This window comes from Mesorhizobium sp. M0909, assembly GCF_040319515.1.
Taxonomy (GTDB): Bacteria; Pseudomonadota; Alphaproteobacteria; order Rhizobiales; family Rhizobiaceae; genus Mesorhizobium.
On the sequence record NZ_JAMYOA010000007.1, the window covers coordinates 235,966 to 254,908 of the forward strand.

The 18,943-nt window shown below is 62.0% G+C and carries 20 protein-coding genes and 1 pseudogene; 14 read left to right on the plus strand and 7 right to left on the minus strand.

Annotation, left to right across the window (positions count from 1 at the left end):
* Window positions 1-7 precede the first annotated feature (7 nt).
* Window positions 8-154: a hypothetical protein gene (locus tag NKH83_RS13780; RefSeq protein ID WP_352805297.1), complete on the minus strand. Its 147-nt coding sequence runs from the start codon at window positions 152-154 to the stop codon at window positions 8-10.
* Here NKH83_RS13780 and NKH83_RS13785 point away from each other — a divergent pair.
* From NKH83_RS13785 to NKH83_RS13825, 9 genes and pseudogenes are all read left to right on the plus strand, one after another.
* Window positions 147-493: pseudogene (locus tag NKH83_RS13785) on the plus strand (hypothetical protein). The gene NKH83_RS13780 and the pseudogene NKH83_RS13785 overlap by 8 nt on opposite strands.
* 43 nt (window positions 494-536) lie before the next feature.
* Window positions 537-1,448 carry a fatty acid desaturase gene (locus NKH83_RS13790; protein WP_352805166.1) on the plus strand — a complete coding sequence of 304 codons (912 nt, stop codon included), beginning with the start codon at window positions 537-539 and terminating at the stop codon, window positions 1,446-1,448.
* 235 nt (window positions 1,449-1,683) lie between these two features.
* Window positions 1,684-1,986 (plus strand): virulence factor, encoded by a 303-nt coding sequence (locus tag NKH83_RS13795; protein ID WP_352805169.1) that lies wholly within the window; start codon window positions 1,684-1,686, stop codon window positions 1,984-1,986.
* Window positions 1,979-2,602, plus strand: coding sequence for a methylenetetrahydrofolate reductase C-terminal domain-containing protein (locus NKH83_RS13800; RefSeq protein ID WP_352805172.1), 624 nt, complete (start codon window positions 1,979-1,981; stop codon window positions 2,600-2,602). The genes NKH83_RS13795 and NKH83_RS13800 overlap by 8 nt, the downstream gene beginning before the upstream one ends.
* Window positions 2,599-3,690, plus strand: coding sequence for a methylenetetrahydrofolate reductase (locus NKH83_RS13805; RefSeq protein WP_352477600.1), 1,092 nt, complete (start codon window positions 2,599-2,601; stop codon window positions 3,688-3,690). The genes NKH83_RS13800 and NKH83_RS13805 overlap by 4 nt, the downstream gene beginning before the upstream one ends.
* Window positions 3,691-3,770: 80 nt before the next feature.
* Window positions 3,771-4,745 (plus strand): methyltetrahydrofolate cobalamin methyltransferase, encoded by a 975-nt coding sequence (locus NKH83_RS13810; RefSeq protein ID WP_023676516.1) that lies wholly within the window; start codon window positions 3,771-3,773, stop codon window positions 4,743-4,745.
* Between the two features lie 113 nt (window positions 4,746-4,858).
* Window positions 4,859-6,928 carry an ASKHA domain-containing protein gene (locus tag NKH83_RS13815; RefSeq protein WP_254818165.1) on the plus strand — a complete coding sequence of 690 codons (2,070 nt, stop codon included), beginning with the start codon at window positions 4,859-4,861 and terminating at the stop codon, window positions 6,926-6,928.
* Between the two features lie 188 nt (window positions 6,929-7,116).
* Window positions 7,117-7,299, plus strand: coding sequence for a hypothetical protein (locus tag NKH83_RS13820; protein ID WP_352805175.1), 183 nt, complete (start codon window positions 7,117-7,119; stop codon window positions 7,297-7,299).
* A 269-nt stretch (window positions 7,300-7,568) separates the two neighbouring features.
* Window positions 7,569-8,552, plus strand: a complete 984-nt coding sequence (locus tag NKH83_RS13825) for an alpha/beta hydrolase (protein ID WP_352805178.1) — start codon at window positions 7,569-7,571, stop codon at window positions 8,550-8,552.
* Between the two features lie 6 nt (window positions 8,553-8,558).
* Here the strand turns inward: NKH83_RS13825 and NKH83_RS13830 are convergent, their stop codons facing one another.
* Complete coding sequence (locus NKH83_RS13830) at window positions 8,559-9,458, minus strand: LysR substrate-binding domain-containing protein (RefSeq protein WP_023676521.1); 900 nt, start codon at window positions 9,456-9,458, stop codon at window positions 8,559-8,561.
* 229 nt (window positions 9,459-9,687) lie between these two features.
* Between NKH83_RS13830 and NKH83_RS13835 the strand changes: the two genes are divergently transcribed.
* From NKH83_RS13835 to NKH83_RS13855, 5 genes are all read left to right on the plus strand, one after another.
* The gene (locus NKH83_RS13835; RefSeq protein ID WP_352805181.1) at window positions 9,688-9,873 is read left to right on the plus strand and encodes a hypothetical protein; all 186 of its coding nucleotides are present in this window, start codon (window positions 9,688-9,690) and stop codon (window positions 9,871-9,873) included.
* A 336-nt stretch (window positions 9,874-10,209) separates the two neighbouring features.
* The gene (locus tag NKH83_RS13840) at window positions 10,210-10,344 is read left to right on the plus strand and encodes a hypothetical protein (RefSeq protein WP_352805184.1); all 135 of its coding nucleotides are present in this window, start codon (window positions 10,210-10,212) and stop codon (window positions 10,342-10,344) included.
* Window positions 10,345-10,700: 356 nt separating this feature from the next.
* A complete protein-coding gene (locus NKH83_RS13845) occupies window positions 10,701-11,639 on the plus strand; it encodes a GlxA family transcriptional regulator (protein ID WP_302895626.1) in 939 nt (312 codons plus the stop codon).
* A gap of 79 nt (window positions 11,640-11,718) precedes the next feature.
* On the plus strand, window positions 11,719-12,009 hold the full coding sequence (locus tag NKH83_RS13850; protein ID WP_352477597.1) for a type II toxin-antitoxin system TacA family antitoxin: 291 nt from the start codon (window positions 11,719-11,721) through the stop codon (window positions 12,007-12,009).
* Window positions 12,006-12,497: a GNAT family N-acetyltransferase gene (locus NKH83_RS13855; RefSeq protein ID WP_352805187.1), complete on the plus strand. Its 492-nt coding sequence runs from the start codon at window positions 12,006-12,008 to the stop codon at window positions 12,495-12,497. Before NKH83_RS13850 ends, NKH83_RS13855 begins: the two co-directional genes overlap by 4 nt.
* A 26-nt stretch (window positions 12,498-12,523) precedes the next feature.
* Here the strand turns inward: NKH83_RS13855 and NKH83_RS13860 are convergent, their stop codons facing one another.
* The 5 genes from NKH83_RS13860 to NKH83_RS13880 form a co-directional block, all read right to left on the minus strand.
* Window positions 12,524-13,306 (minus strand): ABC transporter ATP-binding protein, encoded by a 783-nt coding sequence (locus NKH83_RS13860; protein ID WP_352805190.1) that lies wholly within the window; start codon window positions 13,304-13,306, stop codon window positions 12,524-12,526.
* On the minus strand, window positions 13,303-14,079 hold the full coding sequence (locus NKH83_RS13865; protein WP_023676527.1) for an ABC transporter permease: 777 nt from the start codon (window positions 14,077-14,079) through the stop codon (window positions 13,303-13,305). Before NKH83_RS13865 ends, NKH83_RS13860 begins: the two co-directional genes overlap by 4 nt.
* Window positions 14,080-14,150: 71 nt before the next feature.
* Window positions 14,151-15,101: an ABC transporter substrate-binding protein gene (locus NKH83_RS13870; RefSeq protein ID WP_352738689.1), complete on the minus strand. Its 951-nt coding sequence runs from the start codon at window positions 15,099-15,101 to the stop codon at window positions 14,151-14,153.
* A 112-nt stretch (window positions 15,102-15,213) separates the two neighbouring features.
* Complete coding sequence (locus tag NKH83_RS13875; RefSeq protein ID WP_352738691.1) at window positions 15,214-16,062, minus strand: DUF1194 domain-containing protein; 849 nt, start codon at window positions 16,060-16,062, stop codon at window positions 15,214-15,216.
* 93 nt (window positions 16,063-16,155) lie between these two features.
* Window positions 16,156-18,717 carry a GcvT family protein gene (locus NKH83_RS13880; protein ID WP_352477592.1) on the minus strand — a complete coding sequence of 854 codons (2,562 nt, stop codon included), beginning with the start codon at window positions 18,715-18,717 and terminating at the stop codon, window positions 16,156-16,158.
* Between the last annotated feature and the right edge of the window lie 226 nt (window positions 18,718-18,943).

Sequence of the window (18,943 nt, forward strand, 5' to 3'; positions counted from 1 at the left end):
GCCCCGATCACCAAGGGTTAACCCGGTCAGCCTGGCATTCGCGCGCAAAGAACAGGTCTTTGCGGAGGTCGCGAACCATGGCACGGTCGAAACCAAACCAACGACCGATCGTCGTCGTCACCGAAGGCGGCTCGCATATCTGGGCGATCGTCAACGCGGTCGCCGATCAACTCGGGCCGGTCAGTGTTATCCTCGAAGCACCTGAATCCAAAAAGCAATTGCTTCTCGGACGGGCGCGACGGCAAGGCTGGGCCTCGGCCATCGGTCAACTCGGCACGATGATGCTGACCCGGCAAAACCGCAGCCGGGCGACACGATTTCAAGCTACGCGTTGCGGCAGGCGGCGTTCTCGCGCGACATCTGCGTCGAGGCGGTCAGGGATGCGCTGGCCGGCAAGCTCGGCACGGTCGAGCCCGGCCTGCCTTCGAAACAATGGTATCACCCGACGGTCTGGTCCTATCTCTGGACCGGGATAACGAACGGCGTCTGGTGACGCGCCGATTTACCGGATGCCCACCCGCCGCTAACATTGCATCATGAGCGACATCGATCACCGCACCATCATTGCCGGCCTTTCGGTCGAGGACCGTCGCGACCTCACCGCCAGGCTTGACCGGCCAGGCATTTTCCGGCTGGCCGCCCATGGCGGGCTGGTTATCCTGCTGGGCGCGTTGATCGCCGCCCGCATCCCGTTCTGGCCGCTTCTCGTCTTGCCGCAGGGAATCCTGATCGTCTTCTTCTTCACGCCGCTGCACGAGACCATCCATGAAACGGCGTTCAGGACGGCGTGGCTCAATCGCGCTGTTGCCGCCGTGGCCGGCTTCCTGATCCTGCTGCCGCCGGCATGGTTCCGCTATTTCCATTTCGCCCATCACCGCCATACGCACGACCCCGAAAACGACCCCGAACTGAGGGCGCCGAAGCCGGAGACCGTCAGCCAATATCTGCGCTATCTGTCGGGCGGCCCCTATTGGATCGCCATGGGCCGCGTGGTCGCAACCAATGCGGCTGGCCGCAATCGCGACGGCTTCGTACCGGAAAAGAGTCGCGGCAAGGTGGTTGCCGAAGCACGGCTGTTCCTGATCGGTTATGCGGTGTTGCTGGCCGCATCTCTCGCCATACAGTCGGCGCTGCTGTTGTGGGTCTGGATCGTGCCGGTGCTGGTAGGACAGCCGTTTTTGCGGGCCTACCTGCTGGCCGAGCACGCGTTGTGCCCGCATGTCGCCAACATGCTCGAGAACACCCGCACCACCTTCACCACAACGCTGGTGCGCTTCGTCGCCTGGAATATGCCGTACCATTCGGAGCACCATTCCTATCCGGCCGTTCCCTTCCACCGCCTGCCGCGCTTCCATGAGATCGTCGCGGAGCATCTAGGCACGACCGAACGAGGTTACGTGCGCTTCCACTGGAAGCTGGTCGGAAGCTTCGATGGCCGCGCCGGCTGACCTGTGCTGAAAGACTCCGCTTTCAACCGCGGCCGTCGATTGCGTCGCTTTTGAAGGCCCCCGCGTCGTCCCATAACAAGCAGCCCAACAGCGCTTCCGGCAATGCTCGAAATCACTGCATCGGCCCAAAACATCGGAATCGATCTTCGGAGGACACGATGCAGCGAAGTTAGGTGGTAGAGCATCGTTTGTGCGTTCGATTTGGACGCGCGGCGCTCTGCAGGAGCAGGAATTCATGGCCGATCTGATCGTCGTCTACTGGCGCGACATCCCCGCCCAGGTCATCGTCAAAAAGGGCCGGCAGAACGCCAAGCGCGAACTGCCGCTGCGCTTCACCGAGGCGATCGACATGTGCGCCATGCGCACCGGCGCCGGCGGCACCGACGACTATCTTGCCGAATGGCGCAAGGCAGAACCCATCCCAGTCGGTGACGATCTTGAAGCCGAGGCGGAGAAGGCTCTTCAGGAAATCGATGCGAAATACGACCGCGAGCGGCTGGTCGCTCTGGTCAAGGCGGGCGGCAAAAAAAATGTCTGATCCCCAATCAATGCCGGCGACGACGGCTCAGACCGGCCTGACCCAGGCGACCATCGTCAGGAAGGCGGCGCCGAAATCCGACTACAAGCCGGCCGACGTGTCGCCGCAGCGGCGCGTGCAGCGCTCGTTTGCAGTGCGGCTTTGGTCGGTCCGGCATTCGCGGCTGCTCGAATGGTTTTACGCCAAATTCGCCGATATGTTTCTGCTCCTCCACCCGCTGTGGAAGGGCATCGGCTACAGCCGCGTCGAAGGACCGGTGAAATTCGTCGAAAAGCGCGTCAAGGGTTTCATGTTCGACTGCCGCATGTGCGGCCAGTGCATCCTTTCCTCGACCGGCATGTCGTGCCCGATGAACTGCCCCAAGCAACTGCGCAACGGCCCTTGTGGCGGTGTCCGCGCCAACGGCAATTGCGAGGTCGAGCCTGATATGCCGTGCGTCTGGGTTAAGGCCTGGGAAGGCTCGCGGAACATGGTGCATGGCGACAGGATTTTTGACGTGCAGAAACCAGTCGACCAATCCTTGCGCGAGACCTCCGCGTGGCTGCGCGTCACCGCGCAGGCGGCGGCCGCCCGCGATGCAGCCCGGAACACTACCAACACTGGAGCGTCGGCATGATTGGCCGCCAGCCCGACGAGAATCCGGCCGGCATCCATTTGCCGCTCGATCCCCTGCCCGGCCACACCTCACGTGGTCGCCTGGAGCGTGTATTGAGACGCGGCGAATTCGCAGTGACGACCGAGCTCAATCCGCCCGACAGCGCCGATCCGGAAGACGTCTACAACCGCGCCAGGATTTTCGATGGCTGGGTCGACGCCATCAATGCCGTCGACGCTTCCGGCGCCAACTGCCACATGTCGTCGGTCGGCATCTGCGCCCTCCTGACCCGCATGGGCTATGCCCCGATCATGCAGATCGCCTGCCGCGACCGGAACCGCATCGCCATCCAGGGCGACGTGCTTGGGGGTGCTGCGATGGGTGTCGCCAATATGCTCTGCCTGACCGGCGACGGCGTGCAGGCCGGCGACCAGCCCGGCGCCAAGCCGGTGTTCGATCTCGACTGCATGTCGCTGCTCGAAACCTGCCGTATCATGCGCGACAACGGAAAATTCCTGTCCGGCCGCAAATTGACGACCCCGCCGCAGCTTTTCCTTGGCGCGGCCATCAACCCGTTCGCGCCGCCGATCGATTTCCGGCCCTATCGGCTTGGCAAGAAGATCGCCGCCGGCGCGCAGTTCGTGCAGAGCCAGTACTGCTTCGACGTGCCGATGTTCCGCACCTACATGCAGAAGGTCCGCGACCTCGGCTATACCGAGAAATGCTTCATCCTGTGCGGCGTCGGGCCGCTGGCCTCGGCCAAGACGGCCAAATGGATCCGCTCCAACGTGCCGGGCATTCACATTCCCGATCAGATCGTCAAGCGCCTGGAAGGCGCTCAGGATCAGAAGAAGGAAGGCAAGCAGCTCTGCATCGACATCATCAATGAGGTGAAGGAAATTCCCGGTGTGTCCGGCGTCCATGTGATGGCCTATCGCCAGGAAGAATACGTCGCCGAGATCGTCGACGAATCCGGCGTGCTGAAGGGCCGCCGGCCGTGGAAGCGCGAAATCCGCCGCGACGACCAGCTCGTTGCCGACCGGCTCGACCACATACTGCATGACGACCTCACCGAAACCCAGGTCGACATGGTCAAAACCGCGCATTGACAGCGCGAATCGTCAGCATTCGCTTGATCACAAACAGATAACGATATAAAGAACTCTTTATATCACGATGGAGAGATTTCATGACCCGCACCATCGTCGCCTCGGCGACACGAGAAATCATCATCGGCTTCGATCAGCCCTTCTGCGTGATCGGCGAGCGCATCAATCCGACCGGCCGCAAAAAGCTGGCCGCCGAAATGATCGCCGGCAATTTTGAGACGGTCATCAAGGATGCGCTGGAGCAGGCCGCCTGCGGCGCGACCATGCTCGACGTCAATGCCGGCGTTACCGCAGTCGATCCCAACGCCACTGAGCCGGCGCTGCTGGTGCAGACGCTGGAGATCGTGCAGGGCCTGGTCGATCTGCCGCTGTCGATCGACTCCTCGGTGACCGCCGCGATCGAAGCGGCGCTGAAGGTCGCCAAGGGCCGGCCGCTGGTCAATTCCGTCACCGGCGAGGAGGAAAAGCTCGAAGCCATCCTGCCGCTGATCAAGAAATACAACGTTCCGGTCGTCGCCATTTCTAACGACGAGACCGGTATTTCGATGGACCCCGATGTGCGCTTTGCCGTCGCCAAGAAGATCGTTCAGCGCTGTGCCGACTTCGGCATTCCGGCGCATGACGTGGTCGTCGACCCGCTGGTCATGCCGATCGGCGCGCTGGGCGATGCCGGCCGCCAAGTGTTTGCCCTGCTACGCCGGCTGCGCGAGGAGCTCAAGGTCAACACCACCTGCGGCCTCTCCAACATCTCGTTCGGCCTGCCGCACCGTCATGGCATCAACGCCGCCTTCATCCCGATGGTGATCGGCGCCGGCATGACCTCGGCGATTATGAACCCGGTGCGGCCGCAGGAAATGGAAGCGGTGCGCGGCGCCAACGTGCTGAACGGCACCGACGAGAACTGCACCAACTGGATCAGGACCTACAAGGACTACAAGCCTGCTGAAGGCGGCCAGGCCGTTGCCGCCCGGACGCAGGTCAACGCGCCGGGCGATGGCAATGGCAATGGCGGACGCAGGCGCGGCGGCCGCGAAGCGCGGATGGCCCGGGGTTGAGCCATGGCTTGGCCGACACGATATGGGTTTACGACTGGGGAGGAACCGAAACACAGCGGCATCGCTGCCGTGGCCAAGACCCGAGCAGCGTAGAAAGTAAAGTCTGGAAACGAATGAACTCTCCCGTCAACATCACTGATCCACTCGTGCTGTTCATGCCGTCGGGCAAGCGCGGGCGGTTTCCGGTCGGCACGCCGGTTCTGGATGCCGCGCGCCAGCTTGGTGTCTACGTCGAGAGCGTGTGCGGCGGGCGTGCCACTTGCGGGCGTTGCCAGATCGAGGTGCAGGAAGGCAATTTCGCCAAGCACAAGATCGTCTCCTCCAACGATCACCTCTCGCCCAAGGGCGCCAAGGAAGAGCGCTACGAGCGCGTTCGCGGGCTCCCCGAGCGGCGCCGCCTGTCCTGCTCGGCACAGATCCTCGGCGATCTCGTCGTCGACGTGCCGCAGGACACCGTTATTAACGCGCAGACTATCCGCAAGGACGCCGATACCAGGGTCATCGCCCGCGATGCGGCTATCCGCATGTGCTATGTCGAGATCGAAGAACCCGACATGCACAAGCCGCTCGGCGACCTCGACCGTCTGAAGATCGCGCTGATGAAGGACTGGGGCCTTAAGAGCCTCGATTTCGATTTCCATCTGTTGCCGCAGGTGCAAGGCATTTTGCGCAAAGGCAACTGGACCGCGACGGCCGCCATCCACAAGGACACCGACAGCGAGACCGCGCGGGTCATCGCTCTGTGGCCTGGCCTGAAGAACGAGGCGTACGGGCTTGCCTGCGATATCGGCTCGACCACGATCGCCATGCATCTGGTGTCGTTGCTGTCGGGTCGGGTCGCCGCCTCATCGGGCACCTCCAATCCGCAGATCCGCTTCGGCGAGGATCTGATGAGCCGCGTCTCTTACGTGATGATGAACCCGGACGGCCGCGAAGGCATGACGGTCGCCGTGCGCGAGGCCATTTCGGGCCTCGTCGACAAGGTCTGCGCCGAAGGCAACGTCCAGCGTAACGATATCCTGGATTCCGTTTTCGTCGGTAATCCGATCATGCATCATCTGTTTCTCGGCATCGATCCGACCGAGCTCGGCGGCGCTCCCTTCGCGCTAGCCGTCTCCGGCGCCGTGCACATCAAGGCATCGGATATCGGCTTGAAACTCAACCAGGGCGCCAGGCTTTACATGCTGCCTTGCATTGCCGGCCATGTCGGCGCTGATGCGGCTGCAGTGACGCTGTCGGAAGGCCCCCACCGGCAGGACGAGATGATGCTGATCGTCGATGTCGGTACCAATGCCGAGATCGTGCTCGGCAATCGCCAGCGGGTCGTGGCGGCCTCCTCGCCAACCGGCCCAGCCTTCGAGGGTGCGGAAATCTCCGGTGGCCAGCGCGCCGCACCGGGTGCAATCGAGCGCGTCCGTATCGATCCCGAAACGCTGGAGCCGAAATACCGCGTCATCGGCTCGGAACTCTGGTCCGACGAGCCGGGCTTCCTCGACAGTGTGCAGGCGACCGGCGTCACTGGTATTTGCGGCTCCGGCATCATCGAGGTGGTCGCCGAGATGTACCTCGCCGGCATCATTTCCGAGGACGGCGTCGTCGATGGATCGCTGAGCGGCCACTCGCCTCGCGTCGTCGCCAATGGCCGCACCTTCTCCTATGTGCTGAAGGAAGGCGAGCCCAAGATCACCATTACCCAGACCGACGTGCGCGCCATCCAGCTTGCCAAGGCGGCGCTTTATGCCGGCACCAAGCTTTTGATGGAAAAGCAGCACACCGATCACGTCGACCGCATCCACTTCGCGGGCGCCTTCGGCTCGTTCATAGACCCGAAATACGCAATGGTGCTGGGCCTGATCCCGGATTGCGACCTCGACAAGGTCTCGGCCGTCGGCAATGCGGCCGGCGCCGGTGCCCGCATGGCGCTCTTGAACCGCGGCTATCGCCGCGAGATCGAGGAAACCGTCAGCAGGATCGAGAAGATCGAGACGGCGCTGGAGCCGAAATTCCAGGAACATTTCGTTTATGCCATGGCGCTCCCGAACAAGATCGACCCGTTCCCCAAGCTGTCGGCGGCGGTGAAACTGCCGCCGCGCAAGACGGTGAGCGAAGACGGCATTGCCGGCGACGCCGCCCCGCGGCGCCGTTCGCGCGAAGGCCACGCCGCGCGGCGCGGGCGGGGATGACTTGCCTCCGCTAGGCTGTCAGCCTTTCCATTTTTCATTTGTATGCAAATGTTTCCAGATCGCGCCGATCTGGAAACGAAATCGCGTTTTCGTGAAATCCGCCAGATACATGTGCGGAGCATTTAACCGGCATCGAACGGCAGGCAGAAACAGTTTTCGGCCACCGCAACGCTCCAAAGGAGATCAAGATGTCGATATTCGAAAGCCTCGGCCGCTATGGTGCGGCCTTCAAGAAAACACGTGAAGCGCGCAAGTCGCTGCGCATCCTCAATAGCTTGCCGCCTGAGATCCAGAAGGACATTGGCTGGCCGGTGTCGCCGCGTTCGAGCGAAAGGCAGCTTTCGGTGGGCTGGGGCATGCAGCGCGGATGAACTTCACCGACAAATGCAAGCTGCTTGGTATTCGCCGGGGCCGCAATGCGGCTCCGGCTGCACCCAGCAATTGGCTGCGCGCCGCACTGCCGCCGCGGCGCTGAGCTGCCCAGGTGGGCTGGCGACTTCATGGACCTGAGGCTTTATCGCCAGCTGGAGTCAAACCACCGTGTTGAGATTGCATAAATATTGACTTTTTTGGTGGCGACACAATCTTCAAAATAGTCGGGGGTTCTCTTAGTCGGCTCAGCCGAAGTCCGTGTATCTGCATGCCCAGTCTCAAAAGCCACGTCGTTTCGTTCGTGCTCAGGTACAGCCGTAAGAAGGCGTTTTCCAGCCCGGAGAACCTGCAGCGCTGGATCGCCTATGCGCGCAAGACGGAAAACCATCGGCCGCCTGCGTCGCTGCGGTCGCGCCTGGAGATCACAACCCGCACGATCAACGGCTTTCCCGTCTACGAGATCGCGCCCAAGGCTGGTGAGCGGAGGCGGATTCTCTACCTGCACGGCGGCGCTTACGTCTTTGAAATCACCCCCTATCATTGGCGGCTGATCGCCGACATGGCCGACCGCCTCGGGTTCGGTATCACCGTGCCGATCTATCCCATTGCTCCCGAACACGATTTCCACGCGATGTTCGGTATGGTCGGCGCCGTCTACCGCCAGATGTTCGGCGAAACCAGGGCAAATGACATCATCTTCATGGGCGATTCCGCCGGCGGAAACATGGCTGTCGTGCTGACCATGATGGCTGCGCAAGACGGCCTGCCCTTGCCATCACGCCACGTGCTGATTTCGCCCGGCCTCGACGTATCGCTCGCCAACCCAGAAATGTATGAGGCTGAACGCAACGATCCATGGCTGGGCATTGCCGGCGGCCGCGAGGCGATCCGGCTTTACAGCGCCGGCATAGATCCCACCGACTGGCGCATCAGCCCGGTTTACGGCGACCTGTCGGTGCTGCCCAAAACGCTGCTGCTGACCGGTTCACGCGATCTGCTTACACCCGACAATCTGATCTTCGCGGAAAAGGCACGCGCGGCCGGCGTCGAAATTGAGGTCGTCCACGAGCAAGGCATGTTCCATGTCTGGCCGTTGATCGACATGCCGGAGGCGCGACGCGCGCGGGACAGCATCGTTACGTTCTTGACCAACGAAACTGGCAGTTATCATGCCAAGGCAGGAGAGTTGTCGCTGCAAAGGGAAGACCGCGACGGAACCCCTCGCGATCTGGTTGCGCCGCTCAGGTCGTAGTTTGGCTCAGAACTTCCCAGTTTCCCTGAACATCTCAAACGTCGCTCGGATATGGTCGGCGACTGCCTTCACCGGCGCGCTGGCGTCCGGCGTCACCACCATGGCGAGATTGTAGGTGCCTATGTCTGGCATGCCGTCCTTCGGGCACAGCTCGACCATGTCACTGCCGAGGAACGATTTCGGCAGCGGCGCGACTGCAAGATCCGCCATGATCGCGGCGCGCTGGCCGGCCGTGTGCGCGCTCATATAGGCGATACGGTAGTTGCGGCCCTCGCGGCCAAGCGCCTCCAATGCCCCCGCCCGCCAGGCGCAGCCTTCTTCCCACAAGGAGACCGGCAGCGGCTCGCGCAGATGCGCACAGCCCCCCTTGGCACCGGCCCAGACGATAGGCTCGGTGAGCAGTACTTCGGCGCCGATCGCGCTGGTCTTGTATGAGTTGGTGAGCAGCGTGATGTCGAGTGCCCGATCGTCCATGCGACGGCGCAGGTTGACGCTCTGGTCGATGGTGACGTCGACCGCGATGGAAGGATGCGACTGTGCGAATCGCTTCAGCACATGCGGCAGCACACGTTCGCCATAATCGTCCGGCGAGCCGAGCCGCACCACCCCGACAATGTCTGGAATGATGAACTTCGATACCACCTCGCGATTGATCGACAGCAGCCGGCGCGCATAGCCGAGCAGCATCTCGCCATCGGTGGTCAGCGTCACCGAACGGGCGTCGCGCGCGAACACCGAGCGGCCGAGAATGTCCTCCAGCTTCTTGATCTGCATGGAGACGGCCGACGGCGTGCGGAAGACCGCATTGGCCGCAGTGGTGAAGCTGCCGGTCTCGGCGATTGCGACGAAAGTGCGCAGAACGTCGAGATCGAGCAGCGGCAGCGGATGATTGAGTGGGGCGTTCATGGCAAGCGACCTTCAATTTTTCTGATGCAAACCATCATTCCATTTCGTTTGATTGAACATCAGTTTGGGAGGATAGTCAACTCCATCGAAGGCAGGACGCATCGAAGTGGTCCCGAAACAACCATGACACGGACCTGCAATCGACACGAAATGAAGCTGAAACAAACCCGGTGTACCGCCTGACGCTGCAAGCGCCGGGACATCCCGGCCCAACGCGAAGGAGAATGAGATGTCTATCCTGTCATCCATCGGTCGGATCGCGACCGAGTTCAGCGAGGTCCGTGCCCGCTACCAGACGGAACGCGCCATCCGCGCGCTGCCGATTGAACTGCAGAAGGATATCGGCTGGCCCGAAGCTGCCGATGCCAAGACCGGCACTCGCCATGGTGTGGGATCTTGGGCTGGAGCAAAGTAAACCGTGTGTATCAATAGCTGAAGGCCTGCCGCGCAGATCAGCCCGGCAGGCCTCTTTTGTTTGTATTCAAATGATTTTCCCGAGCCATGTCGCCGTCGCATGCCGCATATGAGCAAGTCGCATAGCAGCCCGCACTGGCAATCAACACATTGTAAATAATCGAAAATCCTGGGCAGGTTGCCCAAATTTGTCGCATTCCGTGTCGCTTTTCATATCAAGTGCTTCGCTTTTGCGACTTAGTTTCCCCTCACGTAAGCCTATATCATCATCAACAAACGAGCTGCCCCACTCCATCAAGCGAAGGCGACCCGTCTGAGCAACTGAATGGAGATGATCATGAAGCTTTTTGCCCGCCTCTTTGCCCGCCGCGACATGAACCTGACGACCGCGCTCGAACGCCAGCGCCTGGCCAACACCATGCCCGGCCAGACCGGGGCCATGGCTGCCGCGCGCCTCGGCTTCGTCGCCTGAGACAGCTGACACAGCAATCCTGGCGGAAGCAGCCCAGCGCTGCTTCGAAGTCGATCCAGCGCCGCCTCGGTTTTGCCGAGGCGGCGTTTTTGTGTGCGCAGACTGTGTAGGCTCGTTGGTCGATCCGGCGGCCTGTCACGTCCTTCGCCGCACAGCGATTGCCCATTTGCGACCCGTGTCGCAAATAAAGTGGCTCCGTTGCCATCTAGCCAATTGACAGGAAACGTTTTTCCTGATGTCGCTATGCTGATCGCGACATCCTGTTCGCGCCATTGCAGCGTGAGGATCTACCCGTGAACGTCGTAAAGCACCCGATCCGGCGATCGTTCGTATTCTTCCTGGTCCCCGATTTCACCATGATCGCCTTCGCAACGGCGCTCGATCCGTTGCGTTCGGCCAACCGCATGCTCGGCTATGAAGCCTATCGCTGGCGGCTCGCCAGCATCGACGGCAAGCCGGTGCGCGCCTCGAACGGCGTCGAATGCGCCGTCAACACGTCGCTGGAGGAAGAGCGCAAGAAGATGTCCGGACCGGACCGGCCGAACATGGCCATCGTCTGCAGCGGCATCAATGTCGAGCGCTACCAGAACAAATCGGCCTTTGCCTGGTTGCGCGAGGAGTACAATCGCGGCGTTGCCGTCGGCGGCCTGTGCACCGGCGCGCATATCCTGGCCGCAGCAGGCCTGCTGTCCAACAAGCGCTGCGCCATTCATTGGGAGAACCTGCCGGGCTTCTCCGAGGCGTTCCCCAAGGCCAATGTCTTCGCCGACCTCTTCGAGATCGACCAGAACATCTACACCTGCGCCGGCGGCACCGCCGCCCTAGATATGATGCTGAAGCTGATCGGCGACGATTTCGACGAAAGCCTCGTCAACCGCGTCTGCGAGCAGGTGCTGACCGATCGCGTGCGCAGCCCGACCGACCGCCAGCGCCTGCCGCTGCGCGCCCGCCTTGGCGTGCAGAATTCCAAGGTGCTGACCATTATCGAGTTGATGGAGGCCAATCTCTCCGAGCCGCTCTCTCTGATCGAGATCGCTGACCATGTCGACCTGTCTCGCCGGCAGATTGAGCGCCTGTTCCGCACCGAGATGGGGCGCTCCCCTGCCCGTTACTATCTGGAGATCCGCCTCGACCGCGCCCGGCACCTGCTGATCCAGTCGTCGTTGCCGGTGGTCGAAGTGGCGGTCGCCTGCGGCTTTGTTTCCGCCTCGCATTTCTCCAAATGCTATCGCGAGTTGTACGCCCGCTCGCCGCAACAGGAACGCGTCGACCGCAAACAGCTTCTGGCGGCTTGATCCAGCACATTTCGCGGGCGGCCGAAATTGTCATGACATTGTCTGGCGACATGTGGTATCCGGCAATCGAGAGGTATCAATGACGACTAGAACCACCAGATCGGAAAAACTGGACTTGCGCCTTACCCCCCAGGCAAAGCGTACACTCGCAACCGCCGCCGCGACTGAACGCCGTTCGCTCAGCGATTTCGTGCTTGAAAGCGCGCTTGCGCGAGCCGAAGAAACATTAGCCGACCGGCGCAGCTTCCATCTCGACGCCGAAAAATGGGTCGCGTTCATGGCAGCGCTCGACGCGCCAACGCGTGATCTCCCCCGCCTCAAGCGCCTATTGAACGAACCAAGCATCTTTTCCGGTCGCGATCCAGCGTGAGCGAATTCCAGATCGAGAAACTGGCCCGCAAGCATTTGGTGGACATGTTCGACTGCGGTGAAGAACCGCTCAATCGCTTTCTCGTACGCTATGCATTCCAAAACCAGCAAGCCAATGCTTCGCAGACCTACATTGGTCTCTCTGGCGAGGCTGTGATCGGCTTTTATACCCTGGTCGTTGGTGAGGTTAAATATGAGGGTGCGCCCGAACGATTGACAAAAGGTCTCGCACGCCATCCGGTGCCTGTAATGCTGCTGGCGCGTCTTGCGGTCAGTCTGGACTGGCAAGGCAAAGGCGTCGGCGGCGGACTGTTGCGCGATGCCGTTCTGCGCTGTTTGCAGGCGGCCGATATTGCAGGCATCCGCGCGGTCGTCGTCCACGCCAAGAACGACGGCGCCCGCACGTTTTACGAGCGCTACGGATTCGTGCAATCGCCGACGGACCCGCTGCATCTATACGTACTTATCAAGGACTTACGAAGTCTCTGAGCCGTTCAGGCGCCTTGCTGACCCGACTATACCTGCGCCGTGCGTATCGCCTCGACGCGGATGTCTTCCGTCAGCCGCGCCTTCAGCGCCGAAAATTCCGGGCTGGTCTTCAGCGTGTAGTGGCGCGGATGCGGCAGGTCGACGGCAACGTCCGACTTGATGCGGCCGGGCCGCGCCGTCATCACCACCACGCGCGACGCCATGAAGATCGCCTCCTCGATGTCATGGGTGACGAACAGCACCGTTTTTTGCCGGCGCTCCCATATGCCGAGAAGCAGTTCCTGCATCAGCCCGCGGGTCTGGTTGTCGAGTGCGCCGAACGGCTCGTCGAGCAGCAGGATCTCCGGATCGTTGGCCAGTGCCCTGGCAATCGCGGTGCGCTGCTGCATGCCGCCGGAAAGCTGCTTCGGCCAATGGTTTTCAAAACCTCTCAGCCCGACGAGATCGACGTAAGAAGCGACGATTTCGTTGCGCTCGTGCTCGGCCATTCCACGTTCGCGCAGGCCGAAGCCGATGTTCTCGGCGACCGTCAGCCACGGAAACAGCGTATAGGACTGGAAAACCATGCCGCGGTCTGGACCGGGCCGGTCCACCACCCTGCCGTCGAGCATAACACGTCCCCCACTCGGCGCTTCGAGGCCGGCGACGATCCTGAGCAGCGTCGACTTTCCACAGCCGGATGGCCCCAGGATGGTGATGAAGTCGTTGGCGGCGACCGCCAGATCGATCGGCATCAGCGCCTTGACCGGCTGCCCACCGCCGACACCGGCGAAGGTACGCGAGACGCCTTCGATGACCAGCTTGCTCACGCCAGGCTCCATGGAAACAGCCAACGGTTGAGCGCCTTGAAGGCGAAATCGGACAACAGCCCGATCAGGCCGATGACGATGATGCCGAAGATGATCTGCCCTGTCGCCAGCCGCGACTGGCTGTTGATGATCATGTAGCCGATGCCCGACGACGAGCCGATCAGCTCGGCGACGATGACATAGGTCCAGGCCCAGCCGAGCACCAGCCGCAGGGTCTCGGCAATCTCCGGCGCATTGGCCGGCATGATCACGCGCCGCACGATGCCGTTGTCGGACGAGCCAAGCGTGTAGGCCGCCTCGACCAGGTCGCGCCGTGTGCCGCCGACCTTGACCGCGATGATCAGGATGATCTGGAACACCGAGCCGACGAAGATCACCAGCAGTTTTTCGAGCTCGCCAACGCCCGCCCACAGAATGAGCAGCGGGATGAAGGCCGATGCCGGCAGATAGCGGGCGAAGGAGACGAACGGCTCCAGGAACGCCTCCACGGGCTTCCAGGCACCCATCACGATGCCAAGCGGCACGGCAACGATGGCCGCCATCAGGAACCCGCCGAAGACGCGCCAGATGGTGATAAGGATGTCGAGCCAGAAGCGGTCCTCGACCAGCAGCCGCCAACCGTCTCTCACCATCGACAGCGGATCGGCAAGGAAAATGCGATTGACGTGGCCGCCAAGCGTGATCCACGCCCAGAACGCCACGAACAGCACGAAGAACGAAATGCCGAGCACGGTTCGAATGCCCGGCGAGACCGGATGCAAGGGGCGCGGCATCTTCGACCGTCCTCTGATCGGAATGAAAAAGCGGCGGCGCACGCGCCGCCGCCGGGCGACAATCCTGCCGGTTAGTCGGCGACGGCGCTGGTGTCGGCCAATGTCGATACGTCGGGCGCTTCCTTGATCAAGCCCATCTGCAGCAGAAGCTCGCCGGCGGTCTTGGAAAAGTCCTGGAATTCCTTGGTGAAGAACTGCTTGTTTTCAGCCTTGTCGGCCCATTTCAGGTATTTTGCCGACTCTTCGAACTCCTTGGCCGACTGCTTCACGTCGGCGCCCATTGTCTCATAGGATTTCGCCGGGTCGCTCTTTATCAGGTCAAGTGCCTCGAAATAGCTGTCGGCAAGCGCCTTGGCCGCATCCGGATTGGCCTTGAGGAACTCCGGCGTGCAGCCGACCGTGTCGAGCACCATCGGATAATCGAGAGTGGTCACAAGGATATGGCCCTGGTCGGACTTTTCGCGCACCGCCGAGATGAACGGCTCATAGGTGACCGCCGCATCGTTCTGTCCGGCGAGAAACGCCTGCGCCGCCGCGTCCGGCTCCAGGTTGACGACCGTCACGTCCTTGGTCGACATGCCGTTCTTGTTGAGCACCCAGGCCAGCATGAAATAGGGCGACGTGCCCGGTGCCGAGGACGCGACCGACTTACCCTTGAGATCGGCGACGGTCTTGATGTCGTTGCGGGCGACGATGCCGTCGGCGCCGTAGGACTTGTCGAGCTGGAATATCTGCTTGGTCGTCACGCCGTTAGCGTTCCAGACCAGCCAGGTCTCGACCGTAGTGGCGGCGCATTGCAGGTCGCCGCTGGCGATGGCGAGGGGCCGACTGGCTTGCGGCACCTTCTTCAAGGTGACGTCGAGGCCGTGCTTTTCGAAGATGCCGGCCTGCTTGGCGAGCGTCAGCGGCGCAAAGCCCGTCCATCCGCTGATGCCGATGCTGACCGATGTAGCGGCGGTGGCCGGCGCGGACAATCCGACGGCAAGCGTCAAGCTTGCTGCAAGAATTCCGATCTTGTTCATGTCGGTTCCCCTTTTTTGTTCGGATGGAGAATTGTGTCACAGACGCGCACAGCCTTGTCAATGAAGCAGATGCTGCACTGCGGTATGTCACCACCGGCAGCAAACTTCGCCATTAGCGGGTGTTGTACATCCAGCTGCGATCGCGCCACATTTTTTCGCCGACCAGGCAGTCGGTGACGGGGATGTCCTGTGCCAGCACCAATGGCGGATGCGCCGCCTCTTCCGCCGCTCGCTGCGGCGAGGCCGGACCGGCAAGCTCCAGCACCAGCTTGCGGCGGATGGCCTCCGGAAACTGCGTCCAGTCATTGACCGGAATCATGAAAGAGCCCGGCCCGCCGATGACGCAGTCGCTGTAGTAGCGGTCGAGATTGTTGACATCGTAGGCGCTGGTGAACCCGCCCCTGGTCATCAGCGGCAGGCCGTTGACGGTGATGCCCTGCTTGATCACGGCGTCGCGGGTGATATCGACAGGTGCGCCCTGGTTGTTGGGGCCGTCACCCGAAATGTCGATCACCCGCTTGACGCCCTGGAAGCCGCTTTCGGCAAAGAGATCGCTGGCGAATTCCAGCGCGCCGGAGATCGAGGTGCGCCTGGCACTGGCCGGCGGATGAGCGGAAAGCTGCGCTGCCAGCCGTTCGGCGTCGGCACGATTGGCGATCACCGTCCACGGCACGACGACCTGCTGCCAGGTCGCGCCAGCCCATTCGACATAGGTGACGGCAATCTTGCCATGAGCGCCTTCGCCGATTGCCTGCAGGACATCGTCATGCGTCAGCGCCGCCGCATAGCCATGACGTTGGATTTCGAGCTCGTCCGGCGACATGGACAAGGATACGTCGACTGCCAGCACCAGTTCGACATCGACCGGCTCGGCGGCGCGGGAGATTGCCGCCGGCCATAGCACCGACGCCAGCGCGGCGGCACCCGAGACGAAATGTCTTGCACTGGCAAAACCAGACATGCCGCACGTTAAGCGAAAATCGCCGATCGACAAAGAGAAAGCCCGGTGGAGAGCCGGGCTCATTCGGTCACATTTTTGCGACCGCCCCAATGCTTAGCTGCGCGGATTGAGGTTCTCCGGGTCATAGAGCGGCCTGTAGCCGACGGCGGCCACTTCGACTGGGTATTTCTCGCCGAAATATTCGACGTTCAGCTTGCGGCCCTCCTGGCAATACGCCCAGGGAAGGTAGGCGAGCGCGATGTTCTTGCCGAGGGTCGGACCATAGGCCACCGAGGTCGTGAAGGAGCGGCGGCCGAGCTCGTCGACGAGCGTCTCACCGGTTTGCGGGTCCATCACCGGCATCGTGCCGACCGGATAGCGGGGAACGCCGTTGGAATCGGTATTGTCCGTCATGATAAGCGTGCAAAGCATGGCCGGCTGGTGCACCCGGGCGCGATATTCCAGATGCTTTGCCTTGCCGCAGAAATCGGCCTCCTTAACCTTCGGTCGGGCAAGGTCGGCTTCCAGCAGATTATATTCGGTCAACAGATCCGCGTTTTGCAGGCGCAGGCTCTTCTCCATACGGCGGCTGTTGGCATAGGTCTCGACGCCAAAGGCCATCACGCCGGTCGACCGCAGCGCGTCCCAGACAGCGAGGCCGTCCTCGTAGCGCATGTGCAGTTCCCAGCCTTGCTCGCCGACATAGGAGATGCGGAAGGCGGTCACGTCCTTGCCGGCGATCCTGACGGGCTTGATCGCGGCAAAGGGAAAATTCTCCGGCGTCAGCCCGTCGGGGTTTTCCACGCACTTGCTCAATGTCGCCCGCGCGTTCGGACCCCAGATGCCGATGGTCACGTACTTCTCGGTCACGTCGGTGACGGTAACGTCGAAGCCTTTGTCTTCTGCCGTCCGGCGCATGTACTGGAAGTCGCGCGGCCCGGCATCGGCGCCGTCGATGACGCGGCAGCGGTCGGCCATGCGGATGACGGTCAGGTCGGCGCGCACCATGCCTTCCTCGTCGAGGAAATGGGTGTAGATGCCCCTGCCGGTATTGTTGTCGCCGCCGATCTTTGCCGCGCACAGCCATTCCATCAGCGCGACATGGTCCGGGCCTTCGACGTCGTACATGGCGAAATGCGACAGGTTGACGATGCCGCAATCCTCGCTCATGGCGAGATGCTCGGCGTTCGAGACGCGCCAGAAGTGGCGGTTATCCCATTCGTTTTGGCGCACCGGCACCCGGTTGCCGTATTTCTCGAGCAGATGCTCGTTGGCGGCGTAGCCATGGGCGCGCTCCCAGCCGCCTAGCTCCATGAAATAGCCGCCGAGTTCCTTCTCGCGCTCCCAGAACGGCGAGCGGCGGACATTGCGAGCCTTGGAGAAGGGCTCGCGCGGATGGACCGCCGGATTGTAGACCTTCATCGCCGTTTCAGTGCAGCGGTCCCAGATGAACTGCTCTTTCGTCTGGTGCGGATAGAAGCGCGAATAGTCGATGGCGTGATGGTCGATCGCCGTGCGGCCGTCTGTCATCCAATCGGCGATGAGCTTGCCCATGCCGGGACCGTCCTTGACCCAGATCGCCACGGCATACCAGAGGCCCCTCACCTTCTGGCTTTCGCCCATCGAAGGACCGCCGTCCGCCGTCACCTGCAGCAGCCCGTTGAAGGAATGGCTCTCATTGTAGCCCAGCTCGCCCAGGATCGGCGTCAGTTCCATGGCCCGCTCCAGCGGCGCCAGGATCTGCTCCATGTCGAGATCGCGCTGCGACGGCGAAAGCCGTGCCTCGTTTTTCTCGAGAATATCGCGCGGATGGCAAAGGCGCGGATTGGTTTCTTCGTAATAACCCCATTCGATCTGCCCGCCTTCGGCGGTCTTGGGATCGCCGGTATCGCGCATATAGGCCGAATTACCCTGATCGCGCAGCAGCGGCCAGCCGATCTCCTTGCCGGTGCCGGCGAACTCGGTGTACGGCCCGAAGAAGGTGAGCGGGTGGTCGATCGGCATGACCGGCAGGTCCTCGCCCGCCATTTCCGCGATCAGCCGCCCCCAGATGCCCGTGCAGACCACGACGTAGTCGGCCTGGATGGTGCCGCGGTCGGTCACCACGCCCTTGATGCGGCCGTTCTCGATGACGAGCGACCTGGCCGAGGTGTTGGCAAACGCCTTGAGTTTGCCCGAGGCTTCCGCCTGGTCGACCAGCTTGCCGGCGACTGTCTGCGAACGCGGGATGACGAGGCCGGCATCGGGATCCCACAGGCCGCCCTGTACCATCTGTTCTTCGATCAGCGGGAATTTTTCCTTGATTTCGGCGGGATCGATCAGGCGGGCGCGTGTGCCGAAGGCCTTCGCCGAGGCGATCTTGCGCTTGATTTCCGCCATGCGGGCGTCGTCTCCGACGCGTGCGACCTCGAGGCCGCCGATGCGAGCGTAATGACCCATCTTTTCGTAGAAATCGATGGAATAGAGCGTCGTCCAGCACGACAGGAAATCATGGCTGGTCGTGTAGCAGAAGTCGGAGGCGTGCGCCGTCGAGCCGATATCCGTCGGGATGCCCGATTTGTCGATGCCGACAATATCGTCCCATCCGCGCTCTATCAGGTGATGGGCGACCGATGCGCCGACGATGCCGCCCAGCCCGACGATGACGACCTTCGCCTTTTCCGGAAACCCTGCCATTGCCCGCGACTCCAAGATTCTATTGCGAGCAGACTATAGGTCGGCGCGGCGGCGCGCTTGCAGCCTGTTTGCGACATCGCCAAAAAAGCCCGCGCCACCAGCTCGTCGAATGCAGTTGGACCTACGCCTTCACCCTGCTCGGTACGAAAGCGCTGCTAGAGCCCGTTCTGCGCAGCTTCGAAGAAAAGTGAATACCTTCATCGCCGATTACTGGAAGTAAATAAAA